This is a genomic window from Ochrobactrum sp. PL_is501 (assembly GCF_055816895.1).
In genome coordinates this window covers 116,999-143,156 of sequence record NZ_JBVPGR010000035.1, presented here as the reverse complement: position 1 = coordinate 143,156, position 26,158 = coordinate 116,999, and the positions used below count along the sequence as shown (strand labels likewise).

At 57.1% G+C, this 26,158-nt stretch carries 24 protein-coding genes and 1 riboswitch; of the genes, 17 read left to right on the top strand and 7 right to left on the bottom strand.

From position 1 onward, the window contains the following. Window positions 1-400: 400 nt before the first annotated feature. Genes gcvP through gcvT form a run of 3 tightly spaced genes read right to left on the bottom strand, consistent with a single transcriptional unit; the run spans window position 401 to window position 4,696 of the window. Window positions 401-3,214, bottom strand: coding sequence for an aminomethyl-transferring glycine dehydrogenase (gene gcvP / locus AC0TOF_RS11915; protein ID WP_473768388.1), 2,814 nt, complete (start codon window positions 3,212-3,214; stop codon window positions 401-403). Between the two features lie 4 nt (window positions 3,215-3,218). Further along, the gene (gcvH, locus tag AC0TOF_RS11910) at window positions 3,219-3,587 is read right to left on the bottom strand and encodes a glycine cleavage system protein GcvH (RefSeq protein WP_006471988.1); all 369 of its coding nucleotides are present in this window, start codon (window positions 3,585-3,587) and stop codon (window positions 3,219-3,221) included. A 5-nt stretch (window positions 3,588-3,592) separates the two neighbouring features. Then, window positions 3,593-4,696, bottom strand: coding sequence for a glycine cleavage system aminomethyltransferase GcvT (gene gcvT / locus AC0TOF_RS11905; RefSeq protein ID WP_473768387.1), 1,104 nt, complete (start codon window positions 4,694-4,696; stop codon window positions 3,593-3,595). A gap of 146 nt (window positions 4,697-4,842) precedes the next feature. Next, a riboswitch (glycine riboswitch) is annotated at window positions 4,843-4,926 on the bottom strand. A 493-nt stretch (window positions 4,927-5,419) separates the two neighbouring features. Here gcvT and AC0TOF_RS11900 point away from each other — a divergent pair. Beyond that, window positions 5,420-5,566, top strand: coding sequence for a DUF1127 domain-containing protein (locus AC0TOF_RS11900; RefSeq protein ID WP_002965914.1), 147 nt, complete (start codon window positions 5,420-5,422; stop codon window positions 5,564-5,566). Between the two features lie 203 nt (window positions 5,567-5,769). On the opposite strand, the gene AC0TOF_RS11895 is transcribed toward AC0TOF_RS11900, so the two are convergent. Beyond that, entirely contained in the window at window positions 5,770-6,159 is a 390-nt protein-coding gene (locus AC0TOF_RS11895) for a RidA family protein (protein WP_473768386.1), read from the bottom strand. A gap of 9 nt (window positions 6,160-6,168) precedes the next feature. After that, window positions 6,169-7,401: an NAD(P)/FAD-dependent oxidoreductase gene (locus AC0TOF_RS11890; RefSeq protein WP_473768385.1), complete on the bottom strand. Its 1,233-nt coding sequence runs from the start codon at window positions 7,399-7,401 to the stop codon at window positions 6,169-6,171. A 245-nt stretch (window positions 7,402-7,646) separates the two neighbouring features. Between AC0TOF_RS11890 and AC0TOF_RS11885 the strand changes: the two genes are divergently transcribed. Genes AC0TOF_RS11885 through AC0TOF_RS11855 form a run of 7 tightly spaced genes read left to right on the top strand, consistent with a single transcriptional unit; the run spans window position 7,647 to window position 14,379 of the window. Then, window positions 7,647-8,447 (top strand): creatininase family protein, encoded by an 801-nt coding sequence (locus tag AC0TOF_RS11885; protein ID WP_473768384.1) that lies wholly within the window; start codon window positions 7,647-7,649, stop codon window positions 8,445-8,447. A 9-nt stretch (window positions 8,448-8,456) separates the two neighbouring features. Then, the gene (locus AC0TOF_RS11880; protein WP_473768383.1) at window positions 8,457-9,263 is read left to right on the top strand and encodes an ABC transporter ATP-binding protein; all 807 of its coding nucleotides are present in this window, start codon (window positions 8,457-8,459) and stop codon (window positions 9,261-9,263) included. 10 nt (window positions 9,264-9,273) lie between these two features. Beyond that, window positions 9,274-10,116 carry an ABC transporter permease gene (locus AC0TOF_RS11875; RefSeq protein WP_473768382.1) on the top strand — a complete coding sequence of 281 codons (843 nt, stop codon included), beginning with the start codon at window positions 9,274-9,276 and terminating at the stop codon, window positions 10,114-10,116. Then, a complete protein-coding gene (locus AC0TOF_RS11870; protein ID WP_473768381.1) occupies window positions 10,088-11,299 on the top strand; it encodes an amidohydrolase family protein in 1,212 nt (403 codons plus the stop codon). The genes AC0TOF_RS11875 and AC0TOF_RS11870 overlap by 29 nt, the downstream gene beginning before the upstream one ends. Continuing rightward, window positions 11,296-12,675: an FAD-binding oxidoreductase gene (locus tag AC0TOF_RS11865; protein WP_473768380.1), complete on the top strand. Its 1,380-nt coding sequence runs from the start codon at window positions 11,296-11,298 to the stop codon at window positions 12,673-12,675. Before AC0TOF_RS11870 ends, AC0TOF_RS11865 begins: the two co-directional genes overlap by 4 nt. Window positions 12,676-12,691: 16 nt before the next feature. Beyond that, a complete protein-coding gene (locus tag AC0TOF_RS11860) occupies window positions 12,692-13,702 on the top strand; it encodes an ABC transporter substrate-binding protein (RefSeq protein WP_122001934.1) in 1,011 nt (336 codons plus the stop codon). A gap of 26 nt (window positions 13,703-13,728) precedes the next feature. Next, the gene (locus AC0TOF_RS11855) at window positions 13,729-14,379 is read left to right on the top strand and encodes a TetR family transcriptional regulator C-terminal domain-containing protein (protein ID WP_122001935.1); all 651 of its coding nucleotides are present in this window, start codon (window positions 13,729-13,731) and stop codon (window positions 14,377-14,379) included. Between the two features lie 20 nt (window positions 14,380-14,399). Here the strand turns inward: AC0TOF_RS11855 and AC0TOF_RS11850 are convergent, their stop codons facing one another. Beyond that, window positions 14,400-15,179, bottom strand: coding sequence for a MurR/RpiR family transcriptional regulator (locus AC0TOF_RS11850; protein WP_473768612.1), 780 nt, complete (start codon window positions 15,177-15,179; stop codon window positions 14,400-14,402). 192 nt (window positions 15,180-15,371) lie between these two features. Between AC0TOF_RS11850 and AC0TOF_RS11845 the strand changes: the two genes are divergently transcribed. From AC0TOF_RS11845 to AC0TOF_RS11805, 9 genes are all read left to right on the top strand, one after another. After that, the gene (locus tag AC0TOF_RS11845; protein WP_473768379.1) at window positions 15,372-16,166 is read left to right on the top strand and encodes an N-formylglutamate amidohydrolase; all 795 of its coding nucleotides are present in this window, start codon (window positions 15,372-15,374) and stop codon (window positions 16,164-16,166) included. A gap of 11 nt (window positions 16,167-16,177) precedes the next feature. Beyond that, window positions 16,178-16,729, top strand: a complete 552-nt coding sequence (locus AC0TOF_RS11840; RefSeq protein WP_473768378.1) for a TRAP transporter small permease subunit — start codon at window positions 16,178-16,180, stop codon at window positions 16,727-16,729. Further along, window positions 16,726-18,051: a TRAP transporter large permease gene (locus tag AC0TOF_RS11835; protein ID WP_473768377.1), complete on the top strand. Its 1,326-nt coding sequence runs from the start codon at window positions 16,726-16,728 to the stop codon at window positions 18,049-18,051. The genes AC0TOF_RS11840 and AC0TOF_RS11835 overlap by 4 nt, the downstream gene beginning before the upstream one ends. A gap of 100 nt (window positions 18,052-18,151) precedes the next feature. Beyond that, window positions 18,152-19,219, top strand: coding sequence for a TRAP transporter substrate-binding protein (locus tag AC0TOF_RS11830; protein ID WP_473768376.1), 1,068 nt, complete (start codon window positions 18,152-18,154; stop codon window positions 19,217-19,219). A gap of 62 nt (window positions 19,220-19,281) precedes the next feature. Beyond that, a complete protein-coding gene (locus tag AC0TOF_RS11825; RefSeq protein WP_473768375.1) occupies window positions 19,282-20,652 on the top strand; it encodes a glutamine synthetase family protein in 1,371 nt (456 codons plus the stop codon). Between the two features lie 36 nt (window positions 20,653-20,688). After that, on the top strand, window positions 20,689-22,074 hold the full coding sequence (locus tag AC0TOF_RS11820; protein WP_473768374.1) for an aldehyde dehydrogenase family protein: 1,386 nt from the start codon (window positions 20,689-20,691) through the stop codon (window positions 22,072-22,074). Window positions 22,075-22,104: 30 nt separating this feature from the next. Continuing rightward, window positions 22,105-23,277, top strand: a complete 1,173-nt coding sequence (locus AC0TOF_RS11815) for an iron-containing alcohol dehydrogenase (RefSeq protein ID WP_473768373.1) — start codon at window positions 22,105-22,107, stop codon at window positions 23,275-23,277. A 244-nt stretch (window positions 23,278-23,521) separates the two neighbouring features. Further along, window positions 23,522-23,977: a BA14K family protein gene (locus AC0TOF_RS11810; protein ID WP_473768372.1), complete on the top strand. Its 456-nt coding sequence runs from the start codon at window positions 23,522-23,524 to the stop codon at window positions 23,975-23,977. 313 nt (window positions 23,978-24,290) lie between these two features. Next, complete coding sequence (locus AC0TOF_RS11805) at window positions 24,291-25,190, top strand: DMT family transporter (RefSeq protein ID WP_473768371.1); 900 nt, start codon at window positions 24,291-24,293, stop codon at window positions 25,188-25,190. 41 nt (window positions 25,191-25,231) lie between these two features. On the opposite strand, the gene AC0TOF_RS11800 is transcribed toward AC0TOF_RS11805, so the two are convergent. Beyond that, window positions 25,232-26,098, bottom strand: a complete 867-nt coding sequence (locus tag AC0TOF_RS11800; RefSeq protein ID WP_006469146.1) for a glycine betaine ABC transporter substrate-binding protein — start codon at window positions 26,096-26,098, stop codon at window positions 25,232-25,234. Window positions 26,099-26,158: the final 60 nt, after the last annotated feature.

The window sequence follows — 26,158 nt, the reverse complement described above, 5'->3', positions numbered from 1 at the left end:
CACGGCCACATTTCAAAAAGTTTCAGAATTTTCCGAAATGGTCAAAAATTTCGTGTTTCAGGGGTTGAAGATTGGAGCAAGGTGATACATATCACAGTCACTTACCGCTGTGCCTCCTCCCATTGCGCGCGGTAAGTGTTCCCCTCTGGAGGTTTGCCCAAGTGGCACCTTCATAACTTAGCCGGACTTCCTAGTCCGGCTCTTTTTTTGCCTAAAATTCAGTTGGATGGACTGGTTCCGGTTTAACTTGGAACCGTCGGAACCGCTCTAACCTTTTGTTTTTATCGCATCATCCACGCAAAACCGCTTCGCACTTTTGCTGAAAATGCTCCAACATTCTTCGTAAACGAAAAGGCGCCGCGTTTCCGCGGCGCCCTGATTTCAAAACAATCCAGCACGATCAACCGTAGGCTGCGACCGGCGGGCAGGAGCAGATCAAGTTCCGATCGCCGCCGACATTATCCACACGGCTGACTGGCGGCCAATATTTTGCCGTCGCATCGAAATCGCCATTGATCGCGCTTGCCGGGAATACGGCCTCCTCACGCGTGTAAGGATGCGTCCATTCCGTTGCCAGCGTATCGCCTGCCGTATGCGGTGCATTGGCAAGCGGATTGTCGTCCGCAGGCCAGACACCATCGGCAACCTTTTTCGCTTCGGCTGCAATTGCAATCATCGCATCGCAAAGACGGTCGATTTCCGACTTCGGTTCAGACTCCGTCGGCTCGATCATAAGCGTACCAGCAACCGGCCAGGACATGGTCGGCGCATGGAACCCATAGTCGATAAGACGCTTGGCCACGTCTTCCACGGTGATGCCAGCGCTGTCTTTCAGAACTCGCGTATCCACGATGCACTCATGCGCCACGCGATCATGCGCGCCGGTATAAAGGATCGGATAAGCGTCCTTCAGGCGATGCGCGATATAGTTGGCGTTGAGGATTGCGGCTTCGGTAGCCTTCTTCAGACCCGCACCGCCCATCATGCGGATATACATCCACGTGATGACCAGAATAGATGCGCTACCGAACGGCGCAGCCGAAACGGCATGTTTGGAACCGATATCCACATGGCCGGGCAAGTACGGCACCAGATGCTTGGCAACACCAATCGGACCGACACCCGGACCGCCGCCGCCATGCGGAATGCAGAAGGTCTTGTGCAGGTTCATGTGGCAGACGTCGGCACCAATATCGCAAGGACGAGCAAGGCCAACGAGTGCATTGAGGTTTGCACCGTCGAAATAGACCTGACCGCCATTGTCATGCACGATTTCGCAGAAAGCCTTGATGCCTTCTTCAAACACGCCGTAGGTCGACGGATAGGTAATCATGAAAGCAGCGAGATTATCGCGATGCTTCTCGGCCTTGGCCTTCAGATCGTCGATATCGATATCGCCATCCGGACGGCAATTGACCACGACAACGCTCATGCCTGCCATCGAAGCGCTGGCCGGATTGGTGCCATGTGCAGACGACGGGATCAGGCAGATGTTGCGATGACCTTCGCCGCGCGACTGGTGATAGTGGCGGATAGCCAGAAGACCGGCATATTCACCCTGGCTGCCTGCATTCGGCTGTAGCGAAACGCCAGCAAAGCCGGTGACTTCGCAAAGCCAAGCCTCGACGTCAGCCGTCATTTTCGCATAGCCTTCGGTCTGGGCCGCAGGCGCGAACGGATGCAGATTTGCAACCGTGTTCCAGCTCACAGGCATCATTTCTGCCGCCGCGTTGAGCTTCATCGTGCAGGAGCCAAGCGGGATCATCGCGCGGTCAAGCGCCAGGTCCTTGTCGGCCAGACGACGCAGGAAGCGCATCATCTCGGTTTCGGAACGATGCGAATGGAACACATCCTGCGTCAGGAAGCCTTCACCGCGCCCCTTGCCCGGAACGAGAGCCGTGTCGCCTTCGACTGCCTTCGCGCCGAACAGAACGGCGAGCGCTGCGAGATCTTCCTCGGTTGAGGTTTCATCAAAGGTGACGCCAACCGTATCGGCGTCGATGATGCGAAGCAGACGTCCGCCCTTGTCGGCCTCGTCGGCGATCTTCGCAGCCTTGCCGGCGACCTTGATCGTAACCGTATCGAACAGGCTATCGCCTGCGATCTCGACGCCAGCAGCCTTGAGGCCAGCGGCGAAGCGCGAAGCAAGGCCAGCAACACGCGTTGCAATCGCCTGCAAGCCAGCCGGGCCATGCCAGATGGCGTAGGATGCTGCCATATTGGCGAGCAGCGCCTGCGCAGTGCAGATGTTCGACGTCGCCTTGTCGCGACGGATATGCTGTTCGCGGGTCTGGAGCGCCAGACGATAGGCCGCACGACCATGCGCATCAACCGACTGGCCAACGATGCGGCCCGGAATGATGCGGGTCAGCGGTTCAGACACAGCCAGATATGCTGCGTGTGGACCACCAAAACCCATCGGCACGCCGTAACGCTGCATGGATCCAACGGCCATGTCGGCACCCCAGCTTGCTGGAGCTTCCATGATGGTCAGCGCCAGCGGATCGGCAACGGCGATAACCAGTGCACCCTTGGCCTTGGCATCGGCGATGACCTTGCTGAAGTCGCCGTAGACGCCGCGCGTATCCGGCCACGGCACCACGATTGCCGCGGTGTTGTCGTCAATATCGCTGCCGGTGGCGATTTCCCAACCGAGCGGTTCGGCGCGGGTATTCACCACGTCGACCGTCTGCGGATGCAGTTCACCCGCCAGCAGGATGCGGCTGCGCTTGTCGCGATGATGGCGGCAGGCAACACCGATCGCTTCGGCAACGGCAGTTGCTTCGTCAAGCAGCGAGGCGCAGGCAACCGGCAGGCCGGTCAGCTCCGCAACCAGCGTCTGGAAATGGAACAGAAGCTCAAGGCGGCCCTGGCTGATTTCCGACTGGTACGGCGTATAGGCCGTGTACCAGGCCGGATTTTCAAACAGGTTGCGCTGGATGACCGGCGGCGTGTGCACACCATGATAGCCCGCGCCGATGAAGCTCTTCTTCACCACATTGCGGCCCATGATGGCGTTCAGTTCGGCAAGCGCTTCGGATTCGCTAAGCGGCGCTGGCAGATCAAGCGCACGGTTGAGGCGAATAGATGCCGGAACCGCCTGCGTGATGAGGGTTTCCATGGAAGGAAGGCCGAGCGCTGCAAGCATTGCGCGCTCGTCTTCCAGTCTTGGCCCGATATGACGGGCAACGAAGGGAAGAACCTGCTGGGTCATCGCGTTATCCTACCAGTTTGTCGTAACCGGCCTTGTCGAGGAGACCGGAAAGCTGGCTTTCATCGGAAAGCTTCAGCTTGAACAGCCAGCCCTCGCCTTCCGCAGCCTGATTGATAAGAGCCGGATCGCTTGCGACGGCTTCGTTGACTTCAACCACTTCGCCGTCGACCGGCGCATAAACGTCGGAAGCGGCCTTGACCGATTCCACAACCACAATGCCCTCGCCCTTGGTTGCCGTGCGGCCGACATCCGGCAGCTCAACGAAAACGAGGTCACCCAGTTGTTCCTGTGCGTGGATCGTAATGCCGACAGTGGCGACGCCGTTTTCGACGCTGATCCACTCGTGATCTTCGGTGAACAGGATATTGGCCATGGAAATCATCCTTTGCGATAGCGATGCGGTGTGAAGGGAAGCGCCGAAACGTCAACGGGAACCTTGTTGCCGCGAACGTCAGCGAAAACGCGTGTGCCGGGGGCAGCGAGGCTTGCCTCGACATAGCCCATCGCGACAGGAAAACCTGCCGATGGACCAAAACCACCCGAAGTAACGGTGCCGATCTGGCGACCGGATTCATCAAAAAGGTCAGCGCCTGCGCGGACTGGCTGGCGGCCTTCCGGCTTCAGGCCAACGCGCTTGGCAGATGCGCCCTTGGCGATTGCATCCAGGACGGCCTTTGCACCGTTGAACGCCGCCTTTTCGCGCACAGGCTTGGTGATCGCCCAGGTAAGACCAGCCGAAACGGGGTCTGTCTCCGGGGTAATGTCCTGGCCGTGGAGGCAAAGTCCAGCTTCAAGGCGCAAGGAATCGCGGGCGGCAAGACCGATCCATTCGACGCGTTCATCGGCAAGAAGCTTTTCGGCCAGCGCGCGCGCCTCTTCGGCAGGCAGGCCGATCTCGAAACCGTCTTCGCCGGTATATCCCGAACGGGTCATGAACCAGCCCTGCTTCGGCTCAAAACCGTTCATGAAGGCAAGATCTGCGCCCGGCAGCCCCGCTTCGGTGACGACTGCTTCGGCTTCTGGTCCTTGCAATGCGAGGAAAACACGGTCGAGAGGATTGACCTTCACGTCCTTGCCCGACGCGGCTTCATTCAAATGTTCGATATCGGCATCGGCATTGCCCGCATTGGCGACGACCATGAAGCGGTCTTCACCAAGACGCGTGACGATCAAATCGTCCAGCACGCCGCCATTATCATTGAGGAAGAAAGTATATTTCGACTGACCCGTCTTCAGGATCGTCGGATCGAGCGGGCAAGTCTCGGCCAGAAGTGCGGCGGCATCTGCGCCCGAAACTTCGATCAGCTTCATATGAGAAATGTCGAAAAGCCCGACATGTTCACGTGTATGAAGATGTTCCTTCATGACGCCCAGCGGATAGGTGATCGGCATGTTCCAGCCAGCAAAGCCGCCAAAGCGCGCGCCAGCCTTTTCATGCATGTCCTGCAAAGGCAGGGTCTTCAGATGTGCGGTATCGCCCATAACAACTCCAGAGTCGCACGTGTGCCTCCGCAAAATGCGGTTGCTTCGTGCCCCTCTGTCTCAGGCCTGAGAGACTCGCATGGCTATATATAAAGCCATACTTACACCTTCGGCGCAGGGTTTCCCCCGACTTTCCAGAGTTGCCTTACCCGTCTGCGGTTCCTTGTACCTGAGAGATTTCGGGCGATTTCCCCTTCGGCGGCCGGTTGGCGCTCTCCCGCAGACAGACAGTGCAAGGACGCCATATAATATGATGTCCCAGCACCCGACGAAACTCCCTTAACCCAATCCCGCGCGCAAGTCATGTGGAATTGTTGTCTCCAACCGACGATTTAACGGACTTTTGCGACAAAATTGAAAGCCGAGGGAGGTTCAGATTTATACTTGATTATACACGCCTGTCGCGACACGAGGAGATCGCGCAATTATTGGCCCGACGCGCCTCGACAGGCCGTCATCCCACTTCATTTTGTGGGTGCAACTTTCTGGTTGGTGAAATTTTAAAGAAGTTTTAACCGGTTAGCCGTCGAAGCAGCCTGAATCCAGCGGATTTCCCCAACAGGACATGAGATTGTGATCGTATAATGACCAAGCTGCGCAAAAGACGTGCAACTGACAAGCTTTAACGCATTGCAGCTATGCAAATCTGTCTCTCCAATTCGAAATGCTTCGAGCCTATATGCTGTTTGCAACAAAGAGATAAGATTTTACTAGGTGAGAGAAATGAACCTGATCCGCTCGTACAACAACTGGCGCCGTTACCGTAACACCGTAAACGAACTGAGCCGCCTGAGCCCACGTGAACTGAACGACCTCGGCATCCTGCCTTCGGAAATTCCGTTCGTCGCCCGCAAGGCCGCTGCTCGCTAATAGCGCCGCCGGAAGGCATGCGCCTTCTTCAAGGATCGCGAATCCCCATAATTGCGCGGTCCTACAGTTTCAAGAATATCATCGGGGGCTTTCTCCTCCTCCCATTCCCTCGGTGATTCAAGACCGGATACCCTCCTCCCAGTCCGGTCTTCCCCATAAAACACCCGCCGCTTCCTCCCGCGGCGGGTGTTTTCGTTTGGAGATTACCGCGCGGCGACGACCTCGATCTCGATCTTGAATTCCTCGCGCGTGAAACCGGAAACGATCATCAGCGTGGAAGCAGGCGCTGGCGCTGGAAACAGCTTGTCGCGCACGTCCATATATGGCCGCATGTGAGCGCGATCCGTCACGTAGGCGTTGATGCGCACTACATCGGCAAGGTCCATGCCGCCGTCACGAAGGATGCGCCGGATATTCTCAAAACAAAGCTCCGCCTGCGCCCCCGCATCCTGCGGAACATTGCCATCCGGCGCGATACCCAGCTGGCCGGAGCAGAAGATCATTTCCGCGCCAGTCTTGACTTTCACACCATGGCTATAGGCGGCAAAGGGAGCCGCCATATCCTGCGGCAGCAGATGTTTCAAAGTGCTCATCGTATATCCTCAAATTTTCGGCGCAGCAGCCAGCATTTCTTTCAGCCGTGCTGCCCCGGCGGCAATATCAGCCTCGGTCGGATTTATCCCTGCCGCCAGCAAGCGGCGCGCGATCATATGATCCGCCGGGCGATTGATGGAATCGACAGCCACAAGCCTGTCACCGGCGAAATGAAAGATAGAGAACGCATTTTCTTCCGGGTTCCCGGAAAGCACATGCCGATCAGCATCGAAGGACAGGCCTGCGGTCTGCAACTTCATATCGCCCTGATCGGACCAGAACCAGGCAATCTCTCGAAATGGCGTTTCGCGTCCGACAATAGTGCGCGCCACATGCTTTGCCTGATCTGTCGCATTCTGCACCGATTCAAGCCGCACCCGACGACCAGCGTGAAAATGATCGTAGCTCACGCAATCGCCAATTGCGTAGACATGGCTCGCGGACGCGCGCAGATTCCCGTCCACTACAATGCCGTTGTCGATTGCAAGCCCGGCTGTTACTGCAAGCTCCACGTTTGGCACCGCGCCCGTGCCGATCACAACCATATCCGCCGGAAACATGGCTCCGTCAGCGGCTTTCACGCCCGTCACGCGGCCATTTTCGCCCTCAATTGCCATCACGCCGAGACTGGTCAAAACCGTGATACGGGCGGCGCGGCTGCGCGCTTCCACATGGGCGGAGATGTGCGTTGCCACCGAGCGCCCCAGCACGCGAGGCGCAGCCTCGATCAGAACTGTCTTTTTGCCAAGCGCGATTGCGCTATGAGCCATTTCGAGGCCAATGAAACCGCCGCCGATAATAACCACATTCTCAACATTGGGCATCGCCGCCGCGATGCGGCGTGCATCTTCCATCCGGCGCAGCGTGAAAACACCGTCAAGCTCAACACCCGGTACATCGGGAATGCGGGCACGCGCACCGGTCGCGAAGATCAATTCGGACCAGTTCAGGACCTGCCCGTCATCGAGCGTGACCGTCTTGTCTGCAAGAGATACGCCATCGACGCGACGGCCAAACATCATCTCGATATTATTGTCGCGGTAGGCCGACTCTGGACGCAGAACCAGCCCTCCACCTTCGGGCGCCTTCAGGTAGGACTTGGACAGCGGTGGCTTATGGTAGGGAATATCGGTTTCGTCGTTGATGAGAATGATTTCGCCTGCATAGCCTTCCTGCCGAAGGCTGATCGCGGCCTGCGAGCCGGCATGACCAGCTCCAATGATAATGCATCTATCGTCCATAGGACCTCCGGAAATTTCCGCACATCATAAACCTGTCGCGGCCCGTCACGTGACCAAATAGCCACGGATTCACACCTTAATTGCACGCAATTTGAATATTTAAAACATTTAGTTTGACCGATCGGTCAGATTGTTTAGTAGGATGCGCTAAATCTGGTTTGACGCGCATCTTGTTCCGAAAGCCGTTTCACACTTTTCGGGATGCGCTCTAACGCCCTTGGCCCGAGCGTGTAGGAGTTGCAGTCTTGAAACGATATTGGTCCGATTATACGAGCGAGGCATTCTCCCGCCTTGAGCGTGAGAAGCTCGTGGCAGTTCTGCCCGTTGGCGCGATCGAACAGCACGGGCCTCACCTGCCGCTGGCAGTGGATGCCGCCATTGTCGATGGCATGGTGAAAGAAACAATCGCCCGCCTGCCGGAATCCAGCCATGCGCTGTTCCTCCCCACGCAGGCCATTGGCAAGAGCAACGAGCACAACCTTTACCCAGGCACGCTGACGTTCTCGGCAGAGACGATCATTCGCATGTGGTGCGAGATAGGTGGCTGCGTGGCAGCAAGCGGTGTCCGCAAGATGGCGCTTCTCAACAGTCATGGTGGCCAGATCAGCGTCATGGATATCGTAGCACGCGAGCTGCGCATCCGTCACAACATGATGGTGGTCAGCATCAACTGGTTCGGCCTTGGAATGCCCGAAGGCGTTTACAGCGAGCACGATCTGAAGCACGGCATCCATGCAGGCGACATGGAAACCTCGGTGATGCTGGAAATGCATCCCGATCTGGTCGACATGTCGAAAGCGCAGGATTTCCGCACCCTTACGGAAAAATTCGCAAGCGATTTCGAACACCTGTCGCTGAGCGGCGGCGCCAAGCCCGCCTGGCAGATTCAGGATATCAATTCTCACGGCGCAGCAGGCAACGCAACGCTTGCAACCGCTGAAAAAGGCCGCAAGACCATCGACTTTGCCGCTGACCGGCTAGTCGAGGCATTGATGGAAATCGAACGAGCGCCGCTCGCCTGGCTCGATAACAAGCCAGGCTGGTAGGAAAGGACAATGAGCGTGGCCCCCGACTCCTCCCCTTCCTCCCTCATCGAAATAAACCGCGTCTACAAGCAGTATGGCACCGGCGTCATGGCCGTGAGCGACATGTCGCTCAGAATTGAGCAAGGCCAGTTCGTAAGCTTTCTCGGCCCCTCGGGATGCGGCAAAAGCACGGCGCTGCGCATGATAGCGGGGCTGGAATCCATTTCCGCTGGCGAAATCCACATCAACGGCCACACCCCCGGCAAAGGCCCGATTGGGGCGCAGGATATCGGTTTCGTGTTTCAGGAACCGACCCTGATGCCTTGGGCGAACGTCTTCGACAATGTCTATCTGCCGCTCCGTCTTTCCGGCATATCGCGCAGGCAAGCAACGCCACGCGTCGAAGAAGTGCTGGCACAGGTCGGTCTTTCACGTTTCGCCAAGGCATTCCCGCGTGAGCTTTCCGGCGGCATGAAAATGCGCGTTTCCATCGCTCGCGCGCTGGTTACACGGCCGCGCCTTCTCCTGATGGACGAGCCTTTTGCAGCGCTTGACGAGATGACGCGTTTCAAGCTCAACAATGATGTGCTGCGTCTTTGGCAAGAGCACGGCCTGACGGTGATCTTCGTCACCCACAGCGTTTATGAGTCGGTCTATCTGTCCAACCGCGTCATCGTCATGGCAGCAAGGCCGGGGCGCGTGGTCGCCGATATACCGATCATCGGCACCTATCCCCGTGCAGAAAGCTACCGCACGACAGAAGCATATGCAAAATATTGCGCCAAGGTTTCTGATGCGCTGACCGCGACGCTTTCCTCTGAAGATATAGATCACTGAGGACATGCAAATGAACCAGATGCAAAACGAACTGCCTGTCCTCAATTCCGAACAGGACCGCCTTGCCAGGCGCGAGCGCACCTTGCGCATCCTCATGCCCACCGCGGCAATCCTCATCGCACTCGGCATATGGGAAAGTCTCGTCCGTTACTATCAGATACCCCACTATCTGATCCCCGCCCCTTCGCTGGTTGCGGAAACGCTCGTCAAGGATGGCCCGTCGCTGATGGCATCCCTATGGTTCACGGTAAAGCTGACACTCATCTCGCTTGCCTGCGCCATCGTCGGCGGCGTACTGCTTGGCATGGTCTTCGCCTTGTCGCGCCCGATAGAAATGGCGTTTTTTCCTTTCGCCGTCATACTTCAGGTGACACCGGTGATCGCCATCGCACCGCTGATCCTGATCTATGTGCGTGATACCTTCTCCGCCCTTCTGATCTGCGCGTGGATCGTCGCCTTCTTCCCTATCCTTTCCAATACGGTGATCGGGCTTCGCAGTGCCGATCATAACCTGCGCGACCTGTTCAAGCTCTACCGTGCCTCGCCATGGCAGCGGCTGCGCTATCTGCTGGCGCCGAGCGCATTGCCCTATTTCATGGCGGCACTGAAAATCGCCGGTGGCCTGTCGCTGATCGGTGCGGTTGTCGCCGAATTTGTCGCCGGTACAGCAGGCCAAAGCACCGGCCTTGCCTCGCGCATTCTGGAATCGAGCTTCCGCAACGAAATTCCGCGGATGTTTGCTGCACTGTTTCTCGTGTCGCTGCTGGGCATCGTGATCTTCCTCATCACAAGCTGGCTGTCGCGCCTTGTCCTCGGGCGCTGGCATGAAAGCGAAATTCGCCGGGAACGCTGACATGCTGAGCGGCGTTGCCATAACCGGGCTTTCCGGTCGTCACGATATTCATATCGAGGGGAGCCGCATTGCCTCGATCACGCCGTCCCCCACAACCGGCGGCGGGCTGGTGACGCCGCTTTTCGCTGATGTGCATGTGCATCTCGACAAGACATTCACCATGCCGCGGATTGTGCAAAACGGTCCGGCAAAGGTGGAATGTCTGTTCGACGCCATCGATCTGATGAATGCCGACCGGCAGAACTGGACCGCGGATGATATTCGCGCCCGCGCAAGCAAAGGGCTTGAGACAGCCTTTGCGCAAGGGGTCGGCGCGATGCGCAGTCACGTGGACTGGATTGCACCGGAAACGCCGACGGCATGGCCTGTTCTGAACGAATTGCGCGAGGAATGGAAAGGCCGGATCGATCTTCAACTTGCCGCCCTTGTCCATGGCGATCTCGTGCTGGAAGCTGGCAAGTCGATTGCTGCCCGCGTGGCGCAGGATAATGGCGTGCTTGGCGCATTCTTCTATCGCAATCCCGATCTTGAAGCGAAAATCGCGGAGATGTTCCGGCTGGCGACTGCACACGGGCTCGATCTAGACTTTCATGTTGATGAAGGCCTGGATATCGAAGCCAACGGCTTCTCCCTGATTGTCGATGCAACCCGCCGCCATTCCATGGGCGGGAAAGTGCTGTGCGGTCACGCCTGTTCGCTGTCCTTGCGCGGGCCCGACGAGCTTCCACGCATTCTCGATGCCGCAGCAGAAGCGGGTGTCGCGCTCGTCGCGCTGCCCACGACGAACCTTTATCTGCAAGACCGGCTTGGCGGAAAATCGCCGCGAATGCGCGGCGTAGCGCCGCTGAAAGAGGCACGCGCTGCGGGCATGGATGTCATGATCGGCTCCGACAATGTGCGCGACGCCTTTTACCCCTATGGCGATTACGATCCGCTGGCGATCCTGCGTCTTGCGGCACCCGTCTGCCATCTTGAGCCCCATGAATGGCTGGACAGCATCACCACCCTGCCTGCTCGCCTCATCAAAAGCGAGCGCGTGCAAGTACCCAAAGCCGGTGCGCCCGCAAATTTCATCTGGCACGACGCCGAAGACCTCAACGACCTCATCAGCCGTCCGCAGGCCCCGCGCACCATCTGGCGCGACGGTGTCGCCTCGCCCCAAAACAACGGGAGAACCCCATGAATTCTGCCGCTCCGCAGCGCATTTACGACTGGGCCGCATTCCGCGCCGAAATCGATGGAATCCGCATCTATGACGACCCGAAGCAGGTCGAACTGCGCTCACGCGATTATTTCTGGTACAGCCCCATCCTGACCGAAGATATCGGCCAGTATGTTGGCGATCTCGTTGTCATCCCGAAAGATCAGGACGAAGTGCGCCGCGTGGCGGCGGCTGCCGCGAAACTCCGCATCCCCATCACCGTGCGCGGCGGCGGCACCGGCAATTACGGCCAATGCGTCCCGCTGGAGGGTGGCATCATCCTCGACATGACCAAGCTCGACCGTATCATTTCCATCGAACCCGGCAAGGTTCGCGTGGAAGGCGGCGCGCGCATTTCGCGCCTTGACGATGCTGTGCGCGAGACCGGACAGGAACTTCTCATGTATCCGTCCACCCGCCGCATCGCCACGATTGGCGGCTTTTTCTCCGGCGGTTCCGGCGGCATCGGTTCGCTGCGCCACGGCATGTTGCGCGACGACGGCAACGTCTATTCGGTCAAGGTTCTGACCGTCGAACCGGAACCGAAAATCATCGAATTGACTGGCCGCGATATCCACAAGGTCCAGCACGCCTATGGCACCAACGGCATCATTCTGGAGCTGGAAATCGGGCTGACCAAATCAACCGACTGGATACATACCGCTGCCTTGTTCGACAGTTACGAGGCAACGCTCAACTTCTGCCTCAAGGCGCTGGAAAAAAATCTGGACTGCTATCTGCTGACCACCGTTGACCGTCGCTTCGCGCGTTTCTACACCAAGTTCGGCGAGCTCTTCCCTTCCGACAAGGATGCGGTTTTCGCCATGATCGCGCCGGAGGAAATGGCCCGTTTCGAAGCACTCGCCACCGAATTTGGCGGCAAGCTATCCTTCGCCATGACACTGGATGAATTGCACAAGAACGGCCTGCAGCCTGCCTATGAATGTGGCTGGAACCACACCACCTTGCAGGCGCTGAAAGCTGAGGAAGGCTGGACCTATCTGCAGGTTGCCTATCCGCGTCCATTCGATGTTGATGTGGTGACCCGCCAGATCGAACGCTACGGCGAGACGCAATATATGCATCACGAAATGGCACGTCTGGAAGGCGAAGTGCAGATTTTCGCGCTGCCGCTTGTCCGCTTTGAAGGTCGTGACGAGATGTATCGCCTGATCAAGGAACTGGAGCAGGTTGACGGCTGCGACATCTACGATCCTCATGCCTACACCATCGAGGATGGCGGCATGAAGGAGATCGACAGCGTCCAGATCGAGTTCAAGAAACTCGCTGACCCGTATGGCCTGCTCAATCCGGGTAAGACGCGCGGCTGGACCGCCGACATGGCTTTGACTGATTAAAACAAGGGGAACCAATATGAAAAAAAATCTGATTGCAGCGCTGGCGGCGCTTTCCATGGGCCTTTCCGCACAAATGGCCTATGCGCTCGACAAGGTGACGCTTGGCACCAACTGGCTGGCGCAAGCCGGTCACGGTGGCTTCTATCAGGCCGTTGCCGATGGCACCTATGAGAAATACGGGCTCGATGTGCAAATAGAAATGGGCGGACCGCAGGTCAACAATCGCCCGATGCTTGCCGCAGGCCGTCTCGACTTCCTGCTGGCGGGCAATCTCCTTCTTTCCTTCAACAATGTGGCCAATGGCGTGCCGACCACGGTTGTCGCCGGCTTCTACCAGAAAGACCCGCAGGCGTTGATGGTCCATGAAGGTGAATACAAGGACTTCAAGGATCTCACCAATGCCGAAACGATCCTGCTTTCAAAGGATGCGCAATTCTCGTTCTGGCCGTGGCTGGTGAAGGAATTCGGCTTCAAGGAAGAACAGCTTCGCCCCTATGGCTACAGCCTGGCACAGTTTCTGAACGACAAGAAGGTGGTGCAGCAGGCCTATGCCACCGCGGAACCGCTCTACGCCGAAAAGGAAGGGGCAAAGGTCACGACCTATCTTCTGGCCGATTATGGCTACAGCACCTATGGCAACACCATCGAAACGCGTCAGGAGCTGATCGAGAAGAACCCCGATCTGGTCCAGCGCTTTGTCAGCGCTTCTATTGAGGGCTGGACGAATTTCCTCTATGGCGACCACACCAAAGCTTATGAGTTGATCCTGAAAGACAATCCGGACATGAGCAAGGAAACGCTGGATGCCGAGCTTGCCCGCATCAAGGAGTTGCAGCTGATCGACAGTGGCGATGCAGCCGAGAAAGGCATCGGCGCCATTGATATGAACCGCGTGAAGGCATTCTACGAACTCGCGCGCAAGGCTGGCATCGTCAGCGGTGACGAACTCGACATGAGCAAGGTCGCAACTGATGCCTTTGTGAACAAGGGCGTGGGCCTCGACATCAAGAAGAAGCTCGGCCAATAAGCCATCTCCAATCGCGGCAGGCACGGATGAACAACGACGAGAATGATAACACGGAGCCAACCGGACGAGACAAGGTTCTCGACCGCAGGCGGCGCATTCTCGGCGCAATCCGCGCCGCCGCGATTGATGAATTCGCTGAAAAGGGCCTTGCGGGGGCTTCCACGCAAGGCATTGCGCAACGGGCAGGCCTGACCAAGCCGCAATTGCACTACTATATTTCGAGCAAGGAAGAACTTTACGAGGACATCATCGTTTATATCCTCGACGAATGGGAAGAGATATTCCTCGGCGCAAATACCGAAAACGACCCTGCCAGGGTGATCCGTCAATATATCCGCGCCAAGCTCGAATATAGTCAGAAGAACCCCAAGGCTTCGCGCCTTTTCACTACCGAAATTGCCAACGGTGCGCCTTATCTCGGACGCCACTGGGCCAAGCATCAGTCTGCGACCCAGAATGCCGTCCGCCTCATCCAGTCCTGGGTGGATGACGGTCGTATCAAGCCCGTCGATCCGCTACTGTTCCAGATGCATATATGGGCAGTCACTCAGCATTATGCCGATTTCGAAGCGCAGGTTCGCAGCATGATGAAACTCGACAAGGACGAACCGCTCGACCTTGAACGGATCGAGAAGGAAGTCTCAACGCTGTTTCTGCGGGCCTGCGGGCTGGAATAAGGCGCGGACTGAAATCCCTTTCAGCGCAGCTCTTCAAGTTCGGCAATGCGGGCGGCGCTGTCCTTTTCCAGCATTCGGGTCATTTCGCGAATGACCGTTTCTGCCAAAACAAAAAGTGCAGCCGATGAATCCCACGCGGACGGCACGGCTGTGCGCCCTGCCAGAACATGACGGGCCACGCGCGCTATCGGCGAAAGCCACTGGTCGGTAACAAGAACGACCTCCACGCCTCTGGCCCGTGCCTTCTCGGCCAATTTCAAAAGACTGTCCTGATAACGGCGAATATCGAAAACCACCAGAACATCGCGCTTTCCCATATCAAGAAGACGATCGCGCCAGACGCTCTCCTGCCCGCCAAGATGAAAGACATGCGGACGAATGACAGTCATATGCGCCGCCATATATTGCGCAATGGGATCGGTAAAGCGCCCGCCAATCAGATAAACATTGCCCTTGGCTTCACTCAAAGCTGACACGGCTTGCCGCAACTGCCTTTCGCCAAGATGCCGGAAACTCTCGCGGATATTTTCCAGCGTATGCTCCACCGCCGGATAGGCCGCGTCCGGCCCGCCGCCAGGCAATTCATTGCGATGGTGCGGCGATTGTAATTGCGCCGCCAGTTCGTCCTGCAATCGCGCCTGAAAATCAGGATAGTTCTGGAACCCGAGCCTGTTTACGAAGCGCAGGATCGTCGGGGAGCTGACACCAGCCAGGGCGGAAAATTCCGCAACGGTTTTCAAGCCCAGCATCGGATAATTGGCGATCAACGTCTGGGCTGCACTTCGCTCGCCCGCTGGCATCGTATCAATCCGCTCATTGATCAGTTCCGCAACGCTCGCATGCACAGGCACAATACTTTCTGTTCCCGAACGCCCTTTTTGAACTTGGGCGAAATTGTGTTTGACAAATAATCATAGGACGTATCAAATAATCCGCAATAGCGCATAATCTGAAAAAACGTAACATAAGTTACAGCGCGGGGAACAAACAGAATGACGGACGAGCGAGAATATCGCACGGTTTCGTGCGAGCCTGTTTCTGTCTTCAACAAGGATGGGGAAAGCCCCTATCTCTTTGTCTGCGAACACGCATCCAATTTCATTCCTGAGTCTTTCCAGGGGCTCGGCCTTGATGCCGAGGCATTGCGCGCGCATATCGCGTGGGACCCCGGCGCTGTGGAAGTCGCAAGACATCTCGCTACTTCCCTCGACGCACCTCTTGTCGAAAGCCAGCTTTCTCGACTGCTGATCGATTGCAATCGTCCGCTCGATGCTCCCGACCTCATTCCGGAAATCAGCGAGACGACCGTGGTTCCCGGAAATCACGCGCTCAGTTCCATGGAACGTCTGGCGCGCGTCGATCTTTCACACCGTCCATTCCACACCGCTGTCGAACAGGTCATGGCGGAGCGTGCGCAACGCGGACTACCGTCCTGGATCGTGACGGTCCATTCCTTCACCCCCGTTTATCGCGATGTGCCCCGGCCCTGGCAGATCGGCATCATCCACGATGAAGACGACCGGATTGGCATGCCCCTGATCGCTGCCCTGCGCAAAGACGACACCCTGCATGTGGGCGTGAACGAGCCCTATTCGCCCGCTGACCGCGTCTACTACACGCTGGAGCGGCATGCGCGCCCGCGCAATGCGCCCTGCGTGATGATCGAAATCCGCAACAATGAAATCGCCAATAGCCGGACACAGACGCTCTGGGCCGAAAGGCTTGCAGAAATTTTGAAGGAAATTGCGAAAGCAATTGGTCCGCATAACACGGAACAGAAAGCCTGAGGGAGCCGGAAATGCCGAAGCCAATCAGACTGTTCGTCAAATATGTTGATGCGCTGAATTATTATATCGGGCGCTTCGCGATGTATCTTCTATTTGTGCTGGGCGCCTGCCTTCTCTATTCCACCTTTTCGCGCGTGGTGCTGGGCATCCCGGTGAACTGGGTGCTGGAAATGTCCCAGTTTCTGCTTTCCGCCTATTATCTGCTCGGCGGCGCTTATGCCATGCAGCAAGGCGCGCATGTGCGCATGGACCTGTTCTTCGACCGTCTCTCGCCCCGCAGGAAAATGATCACCGATATGATCACCATCCTGTTCATCATCTTCTATCTTGGCGTGATGGTTGCGGGTGGAATTTCATCGACCAATTACGCCATCGTTTACAAGCAGACGAACTACACTGCCTGGGCACCACTTCTCTGGCCGATCAAGCTCATCATGACGGTCGGCATTTTCCTGCTGCTGCTCCAATGCGTCTCCAATTTCTTCAAGGACTGGGCCTCCCTGCGTGGAAAGCCGATCAGCACCATTGCGGGTCCTGCCATTGAGGAAGGGCATCACATATGAGCTCGGAATTCATTACGCTCTTCATGTTCGCAACCATGATGGTGCTGCTCATGACCGGGCAGCGCGTCTTCGGCGTGATCGGGTTTGTGGGCTCCCTCGCAGCACTGCTGCTCTGGGGCAAGGGCTCGTTCGAGATGCCGTATAATGCCACCTTTGCGGTGTTGAACTGGTATCCGCTTATCACCGTGCCGTTCTTCGTGTTCATGGGCTACATGCTCTCGGAATCGGGCATTGCCAGCAATCTTTATCGCATGTTCCATGTCTGGTTCGGCGGCATTCGCGGCGGTCTGGCTCTGGGAACAATTGGCCTGATGGTCATCATTTCCTGCATGAACGGCCTCAGCGTCGCAGGCATGGCCATCGGCGCAACCGTGGCGATGCCGGAGCTTCTCAAGCGCCGCTACAACAAAGTCATGGTCACAGGCGTCATTCAGGCAGGCAGTTCGCTCGGCATCCTGATCCCGCCCAGCGTCGTGCTGGTGCTTTATGCGATGATTGCCCGGCAGCCGGTTTTGCAGTTGTGGCTCGCAGGCATCGGACCCGGCCTTCTCATGGCCGCGCTCTTCGCGATCTATATCTATATTCGCTGCCGCATCCAACCCGAACTGGGCCCGACACTGCCCCAGGAGGAACTGGATAAAATCACATGGCGCGATCGGTTCGTCACCTTGCGTGCCGGCATATTGCCGCTCGTGGTATTCGGCGCGATGATGGGCCTGTTCCTCACCGGCGTTACCAGCCTTGTCGAAAGCTCTGCCGTCGGCGCACTTCTTGCAACCCTGGCCGCGCTTTTCACCGGACGCCTCAACAAGATCGTCTGGGAAACCACGACACGCAACAGTCTCACCGTCACCTGCATGTTCCTCTGGATTATTCTGGCGGCGCTCTGTTTCTCGTCGGTTTATGACGGTCTCGGTGCAGTGAAAGCCATCGAGAGCGTGTTGCTCAACACCTTCGATCTGTCACCGTGGACGATCCTGGTGTTGATGCTGTTTTCTTTCATCATACTGGGCATGTTTCTTGACGATACAGCGATGTTGGTGATCGTGGCGCCACTCTATATACCGCTGGTCAAGAGCCTCGGCTTCAACGCTATCTGGTTCGGCGTCCTCTACACCATCACCTGCCAGATCGCATATATCACGCCGCCTTTCGGATACAATCTCTTCATGATGCGGGCCTTGGCACCGAAGGAAGTCACGCTGATAGACATCTATCGCTCAATCGTGCCGTTCTTCTTCCTCATGGTGCTGACGATCATCATCCTGATGATCTTTCCGCAGATCGCGATGTGGCTGCCGAATTGGTACAGCGGACGGTGACGACACGCACGGGAGAATGCGCATAAGCCGGTGACAAGAGCCCAAAGGGCCGGACCGGAATAATTAAAGGGTGAACTCAAACAAGAGTGGGAGAATGGGCATGAGTGAGAACAGCAAGCTTAACAAACGCGATTTTCTCAAGAAAGCCGGGCTGACAACCGTAGGTGCCTTGGGTGCCAGCACACTTGCAACGCCTTATGTGCGGGCGCAAAGCCCGATCAAATGGCGGCTTCAGACCTATGCGGGTCCGGCGCTGGCCGAGCACGTCATCAAGCCGTCAATCGAAGCGTTCAACAAAGCCGCGAATGGCGAAATGGTGATCGAGCTCTACACCGCAGACCAGCTTGTCCCGCAGGGCGAGCTGTTTCGGGCTGTTCAGTCCGGCACAATCGACGCCGCGCAAAGCGACGACGACTCCATGGCCTCGCCCGTCGACGTCGCGGTGTTCGGAGCTTATTTCCCCTTCGCATCACGCTACAGCCTCGATGTGCCCGCCCTGTTCAACTGGTACGGGCTCAATGAAATCTGGGAAGAAGCATATAAGGAAATTCCGGGGGTAACCTGGCTTAGTGCCGGTTCCTGGGACCCGTGCAATTTTGCTACAACCAAGCCGATCCGCAGCCTGCAGGACTTGCAAGGACTGCGCGTCTTCACCTTCCCGACCGGGGGGCGCTTCCTGACCAAATTCGGCGTGGTTCCGGTGACTTTGCCATGGGAAGACATTGAAGTGGCGATCCAGACCGGCGAGCTGGACGGCGTGTGCTGGTCCGGCGCGACGGAGGTATATACGGTCGGCTGGGCCGACATCAACAAATACTATCTCACCAATAATATCAGCGGTGCATGGGCCGGTTCCTATTTTGCCAATACGGAAAAGTGGAATGCCGTGCCGGATCATCTCAAGCAGCTGTTCCGGCTGGCAATGGATAGTTCGCATTACTATCGCCAGCACTGGTACTGGTGGGGCGAAGCGCACTACCGCACGACGGGCGGCAAGCTGGAACTCACCAGCATTCCTGAGGCTGAATGGAAGCAGGTGGAAGATGCAGCCATGCAGTTCTGGGACGAAATCGCCGCCAAGAGCGCACGAAATGCGAAGGTGGTCGAAATACTCAAGAAATATCAGAAGACCATGCGCGATGCGGGCGCGCCCTATCGTTATGCCTGAAATTTTGGACGCGGCGCAGTGCGCCGCGTCCATCACTTTTTTCCGTTCTGGAGCGAGCATAAATGGCCGGACAATTGACTTTCGATGCATTGAAACAAGCCGTTGCAAATGACGAAATCGACACCGTTCTCGCATGTTTTGTGGACATGCAGGGACGCCTGATCGGCAAACGCTTCTACGGACAGTTTTTCGTGGAATCCGGTTACGACGAGACCCATGGCTGCAACTATCTCCTTGCCGACGATATCGATATGGAGCCGGTCCCGGGCTACGAAGCGGCCGGATGGGATAAGGGCTATGGTGATTTTGTCATCAAGCCGGATCTTTCGACCTTGCGCGTCGCCACATGGCTGGAAAAGACCGCCATCGTACTTTGCGACGTGCTCGATCATCATGACCATCAGGATCTGGCGCATTCTCCGCGCGCCATCCTCAAGAAGCAGCTCGCCCGCCTGCACGAGCGCGGCTATCGCGCCTACTTCGCGTCCGAACTTGAATTCTATCTTTTCGATGAGACCTACAAGACCGCCCGCTCCAAGCACTGGCAGGATATGGAAACGGCCTCTCCTTACGTGCAGGATTATGTGATCCACCTGACTACCAAGGAAGAACCGGTTCTGCGTGCGATGCGCAACCAGCTTGCAGCGGCCGGCATTCCGGTCGAAAACTCCAAGGGCGAATGGGGTCCGGGGCAGGAAGAGCTGAATGTGCGCTACGCCGAAGCTCTGGAAATGGCGGATCGCCATGTCATCATGAAAAACGCGATGAAGGAAATTGCCGAGGCGCACGGCAAATGCATCACCTTCATGGCCAAGTATGATTACAGCAAGGCCGGAAGTTCGAGCCACGTACATAATTCCATCTGGAGTGCCGACGGCAAGGACCCGCTCTTTTTCGATCCGAAAGCGCCTTACACCATGACGCCGCTAATGCGTTCATGGGTGGCCGGGCAGCTCAAATATGCCACCGACTATACCTATTTCCTGGCGCCCTACATCAACTCCTACAAGCGTTTTCAGGCCGGCACCTTCGCGCCAACAAAAATCATGTGGAGCCAGGATAATCGCACCGCAGGTTTCCGTCTCTGTGGCGAAGGCACGAAAGGCATCCGCATTGAGTGTCGCATCGGCGGTGCCGATCTCAATCCGTATCTGGCCTTTGCAGCGCTTATCGCAGCCGGCCTGAAAGGAATAGACGAGCAGCTGGAACTCGAAGAACCCTTCGTGGGCGATGCCTATAGCGCCGTAAAACTCAAGGAAATCCCCTATACATTGCGTGAAGCCGCTCAGGCCCTCAAGAACTCCGCGTTTCTCAAGGAGGCGCTCGGGGAGGCAGTGGTCAACCACTATGTCCACACCGCTCATTGGGAGCAGATCGAGTACGACCGGCGCGTGACTGACTGGGAACTGCACCGCGGTTTCGAGCGCTATTGACCCTGAGATAATGCCAGACTTCAAAGGAAACCAAAGATGAGCGGCACAGCCAAAGTCATCTCCCCGATAGACGGTTCTGTTTATGCCGAACGTCCTTTCTTGGACGGCGCCGCAATCGCCTCGGCGGTGGCCGCTGCCCGCGATGCGCAGGCCGGATGGGCTCAACTGAGCATCGCGGAACGCGCACGTTATTGCCGGGCCGCACTCGATGCCCTTGCCGGAATGCAGGATGAAATTGTTCCTGAAATCGCATGGCAGATGGGTCGCCCCACGCGCTACGGCGGCGAAAACGGCGGCGTTCAGGAGCGCGGCCAATATATGATCGACATTGCAGAGGAGTCGCTCAAGGCCTATGTCCCAGCGCAGAAGGATGGCTTCCGCCGCTATGTGAAACATGTTCCGCTCGGCGTGGTGATGGTGATCGCGCCGTGGAACTATCCCTATCTTACCGCCGTCAACACGATCATTCCGGCATTGATGGCCGGGAACAGCGTGATCCTCAAACATGCGACGCAAACGCTACTGGCCGGTGAACGCTTTGCAAAAGCGTTTGAGAAGGCCGGGTTGCCCAAAGGGGTTTTCCAGAATGTAGTGCTCGACCATGCATCGACAGAAAAGCTGCTCGCCTCCGGCACGATTGACCACGTGAATTTCACCGGCTCGGTCGGCGGTGGTCGAGCAATTGAAAAGGCTGCCGCAGGCACCTTCATGACGCTGGGGCTGGAACTGGGCGGCAAGGACCCGGCCTATGTCCTGCCCGACGCCAATCTGGATCATGCCATCGCAAATCTGGTGGACGGCGCGTTTTTCAATTCGGGCCAGTGCTGCTGCGGGATCGAGCGCATCTATGTGCATGAAGCTGTCTATGGCCGCTTTGTCGATGGTTTCATCGACCTGACCAAGCAATATGTCGTCGGCAATCCGCTGGATGCGGGAACCACCCTTGGCCCCATGGCACAGGCGCGTTTCGCCGATCTCATCCGCGAACAGAAAGCGGAGGCCCTGCGCAAAGGGGCAAAAGCACATGTGAATATGAGCGTCGCGAATGACCGCGCAGGTTCTCCCTATGTCGCGCCGGAAGTGCTTACCAACGTCGACCACCAGATGAGCGTCATGCGTGAGGAAAGTTTCGGCCCCATCGTCGGCATCATGAAAGTGCGCAATGATGAGGAAGCTCTCGCGCTCATGAATGACAGCATTTACGGCCTGACGGCTTCATTGTGGACGACAGACACAGACCGCGCCGCCGCTCTCGGTGACCGCATCGAAACAGGCACGGTTTTCATGAACCGCTGCGATTATCTCGATCCTGGACTTGTCTGGACTGGCGTGAAGGACACCGGCAAAGGTGCTGCCCTCTCGGCCATCGGCTACGGCAATCTCACGCGACCGAAATCCTTCCATCTGCGTGAAAAAATCTGACCGCCCATCATAATTCGGAAAGCAATCGACATGACCACTTTGACCGCGAAATGGAACTTCCCGACCACCGTGCTTTTCGGGCCGGGGCGCATCCGGGAGCTTCCAGCCGTCCTGAAAGCCGCAGGCATTGAGCGCCCGCTTTTCGTCACCGATCCGGGTTTGGCGAAGCTTCCCGTGGTGGCGTCCACCCTTGCTATTCTGGACGAAGCTGGCGTGAAATACGGGATGTTTTCCGATGTGAAACCGAACCCGGTTGAAAGCAATCTTTATGCGGGCGTCGAGGTCTTCAAAAACGGCAAGCATGACGGTGTCATCGCCTTTGGCGGCGGTTCGGCACTGGACCTTGGCAAGCTGATTGCCTTTCAGGCTGGCCAGACCCGGCCCGTCTGGGATTTTGAAGATATTGGCGACTGGTGGACCCGCGCTGACAGCAATGCCATTGCGCCGATCATTGCGGTGCCGACGACGGCAGGCACCGGCTCGGAAGTTGGCCGCGCAGGTGTTCTGACCAATGAAACCACCCAAACCAAGAAGGTGATTTTCCACCCGAAGATGCTGCCGGTCACGGTCATTGCCGACCCGGAACTTTCGACCGGAATGCCGCCCTTCATCACGGCTGGGACAGGCATGGATGCGCTGGCGCATTGCCTTGAGGCCTATTGCGCGCCAGGCTTTCACCCAATGGCAGACGGCATCGCGGTTGAGGGCATCCGTCTCGTTTTCGAAAACCTTCCGAAGGCTTATGCCGATGGCAAGAATGTCGAAGCCCGCGCCAACATGATGGCGGCTGCGGCCATGGGCGCAACCGCCTTCCAGAAAGGGCTCGGTGCAATCCATTCGCTGTCACACCCGATTGGCGCCCTCTATGACACCCATCATGGCATGACCAACGCGGTCTTCATGCCCTATGTCCTGCTTCAGAACCGGGCGGCTATCGAAAAGCGTATCGAACGACTTGCCGATTATCTCGGCATCAAGGGTGGATTTGACGGATTTCTGGCCGCTGTCATGAAATTGCGCAGCGGCCTCGGTGTCCCCAATACACTGCCCGAATTCATCAAGGGTCTTGAAATGGACGACGCCCGGAAAGACCTGATAGCCGAAATGGCCATCGTCGATCCGACCGCTGGCGGCAACCCGATTGAGCTGACAAAAGAACGCGCGCTGAAGTTGCTAAATGCCGCGCTCGAAGGTAAGGTCTGATGCGCTGAATTCAGGCTGACAAAGGCCACAAGGGGTCAGCATCGCACCACCTATGGCGGGGGGCGATGCATTGGGGAGCGGGTTCTTGGGGAGGAGCCCGCTCCTCTTCATTTTCTGCGTTCTTGAGAAGCCTGAAACTCCGCCCCACACCCATATAAAATTGGGAACAATTCTATATTTCAATCGTTTACCCTCGTCATTCCAATACGGAGGCCAATACGGAGGCCAACACGGAGGGTTGCACGTGAACATCTTCCAACAGACTTGTGTAGGGGCACTGGCCATGATTTTCGGAGCGACATCGGTTGCACCGACAATGGCCGCACCCATGAACCTGGAACGCCCAATCATCGACCAGGCTATCGAACAGGTACGCGATCATCGCCGCCCACCGCGTCATTATCGTGGTCATCGCCCCAACCGACCCGGATACTGGCATGGCCATCGCGGTTATCGGCATTATCGCCACGGCTATCGTCGCCATAGCGACGGGTGGTGGTATCCGCTGGCCGCATTCGGTGCCGGGGCCATCATTGGCGGCGCAATAAGCCAGCCCCGCCCCGTATATCGCGCACCCAGGCTCTCCAGTGCACATGTGCAGTGGTGCTATAACCGCTACAAATCCTATCGCTCATCGGACAATACGTTCCAGCCCAATAATGGGCCGCGCAAACAGTGCTACTCACCCTATTATCGCTGATGATCGGGAAGCGCCCTCCGGGGCGCTTTTTCATTCACGTTGCACCACGCCGAACAACAGCGGAATGAATTTTTAAGTTTCATCCATATGCAGGAGCTAGACGTCTCCCCAAAACAGGAATAAGCAAGCCCGCGTCATATCAATGTCGCGGGCAAGATTTTCCAAACTTTCATCTTTCCGCGATACGAAAAATAACACTCAGAACAGATCGCTGGAAGAAAAGTACTGATTTCTCCGTGATCGGTTCAGTCCGAAGCCAGATCTCGCATTGCGCGATCAAAAGCGGCATGTCGGCATAATACTGGGCTTCAAAATGTCGCATACCACCGCCGCAAACCCTGCACCTTCCAACGCACAGCGCTGGGCAATGACTGCCCTGATTGTTGGCGGCATAGCCATTGGCAGTTCACCGATCTTTGTAAGACTTTCAGAGGTTGGCCCGCTCGCAACCGGCTTCTGGCGTCTTGCACTGGCGGTTTTGCCGCTTTTGCTCATGGATGGCCGCGAGCGGCGCGAAGAAAAAGCTGCGGCTCCGCTCACCCCGTCCGATTGTTTGCGTCTCGCCCTGCCCGGTCTGTTTATCGCTTTCGATCTGGGCGCGTGGCATTTGTCGCTGCACATGACATCCGTTGCCAATGCAACGCTGCTTGCCAATATGGCACCGATTTTCGTGACGCTCGGCTCATGGCTGCTTTTCAAGTCGCGCGTGAGCACCTCCTTCATGATCGGACTTGCCGTCGCGGTCCTCGGTGTCGTGGTGCTGAAAGGTGGACCGGGTGAGCTTCTCCAGTCCCAATCTTCCGGCGATGCGATGGCGCTTCTGGCCGCAGTCTTCTATGCCGGTTACATCCTCTCGGTGGGCCGCCTGCGCAGCCGCTTTTCCACCATGCGCATCATGCTGTGGAGCAGCGCGATTGCCGCGGTGTTTTCACTGCCGGTCGCTTATTTCATGGAAGGTCAGATTCTGCCCGCCACGCTCTTTGGCTGGCTGATCCTTGCCGGGTTGGCCTGGGTGACCCATGCCGCAGGTCAAAGCATGATCGCTTATGCGCTTGCCTATCTTCCTGCGTCGTTCTCGTCACTCACCTTGCTTCTGCAACCGGTCGTCGCGGCGTTTCTTGCCTGGACGCTCCTGTCCGAACCCATCGGCATGCTGCAGGCTCTCGGGGGTATTATCGTGATCTCCGGTATCCTGATTGCTCGAAGAGGATAGAATGCGAAAAGCCCCGGTTTCCCGGGGCTTTTGCTTGGGCTTTATTCCGCCAGCCACTCCTTGATGCGATCAGGGTGGTCCGCGATATATTTGTCGACGGCCTTTTCATAGGATGTTTCCTGCGCATCGAACATCGCAGCCTCAAGCTCGCTGATCGGAAGGCTCATCTTGGTGAGCAGCGACGCAACTTTCGGGTTCTCTTCCTTGAAGCCCTTGCGTGCGATAGCGTCGATATGTTCAGCACCACCAAGTGCGCCTTCAGGATCGGCAATGTAGCGCAGCTTGTACTTGCCGAACATCCAGTGCGGGCTCCACGAAGTCGCCACGAACCAGCCGTCGGAACGCGTGGCGCGGTCGACCGTGGTCAGCATGGCCGCTTCACTCGAAATATTGAGCTTGTAGTCCAGCCCATATTTCTTGATCGCTTCCTGCGACAGGCGGGTAAGACCGGCACCCGGATCAATGCCCTGGATTTCGCCTTTCAGCTTTTCGCGAACTTCGGGCTTTTTCAGGTCCTCGATGGAGCTGATCTCGCTCTCGGGAATGTATGCCGGAACGATCCAGCCGAGCTTCGCACCTTCATAGAGCGGGCCGAGATTTTCGACCTTGCCCTCGATGCGCTTGTAGTAGTCAGCGTGGGTTTCCGGCAGCCAGGCCATCATCATGGCATCAATATCGCCACGGCTCACGCCCTGATAGAGTGGGGCCACGTCTGTCTGAACCAGTTCGACCTTCTGGCCGAGATTGTCTTCGATCAGCTTCTTGGCAAGTTTTGTGACGAACTCAGCATCCGACCATGGTGCCCAGCCGATTTTAACCGGCTTGCTGTCCTGCGCAAATGCTGCGCCCATGGTCATCGTTCCCGCCACAACTGCCGCCAGACCGAATTTGGTTAGTTTGCCTAACATAGCTTCTCCTTTTCGATTGGTATCAGTTCCCGTTGTTATTCTTGTTTATTTTTGCCTGTT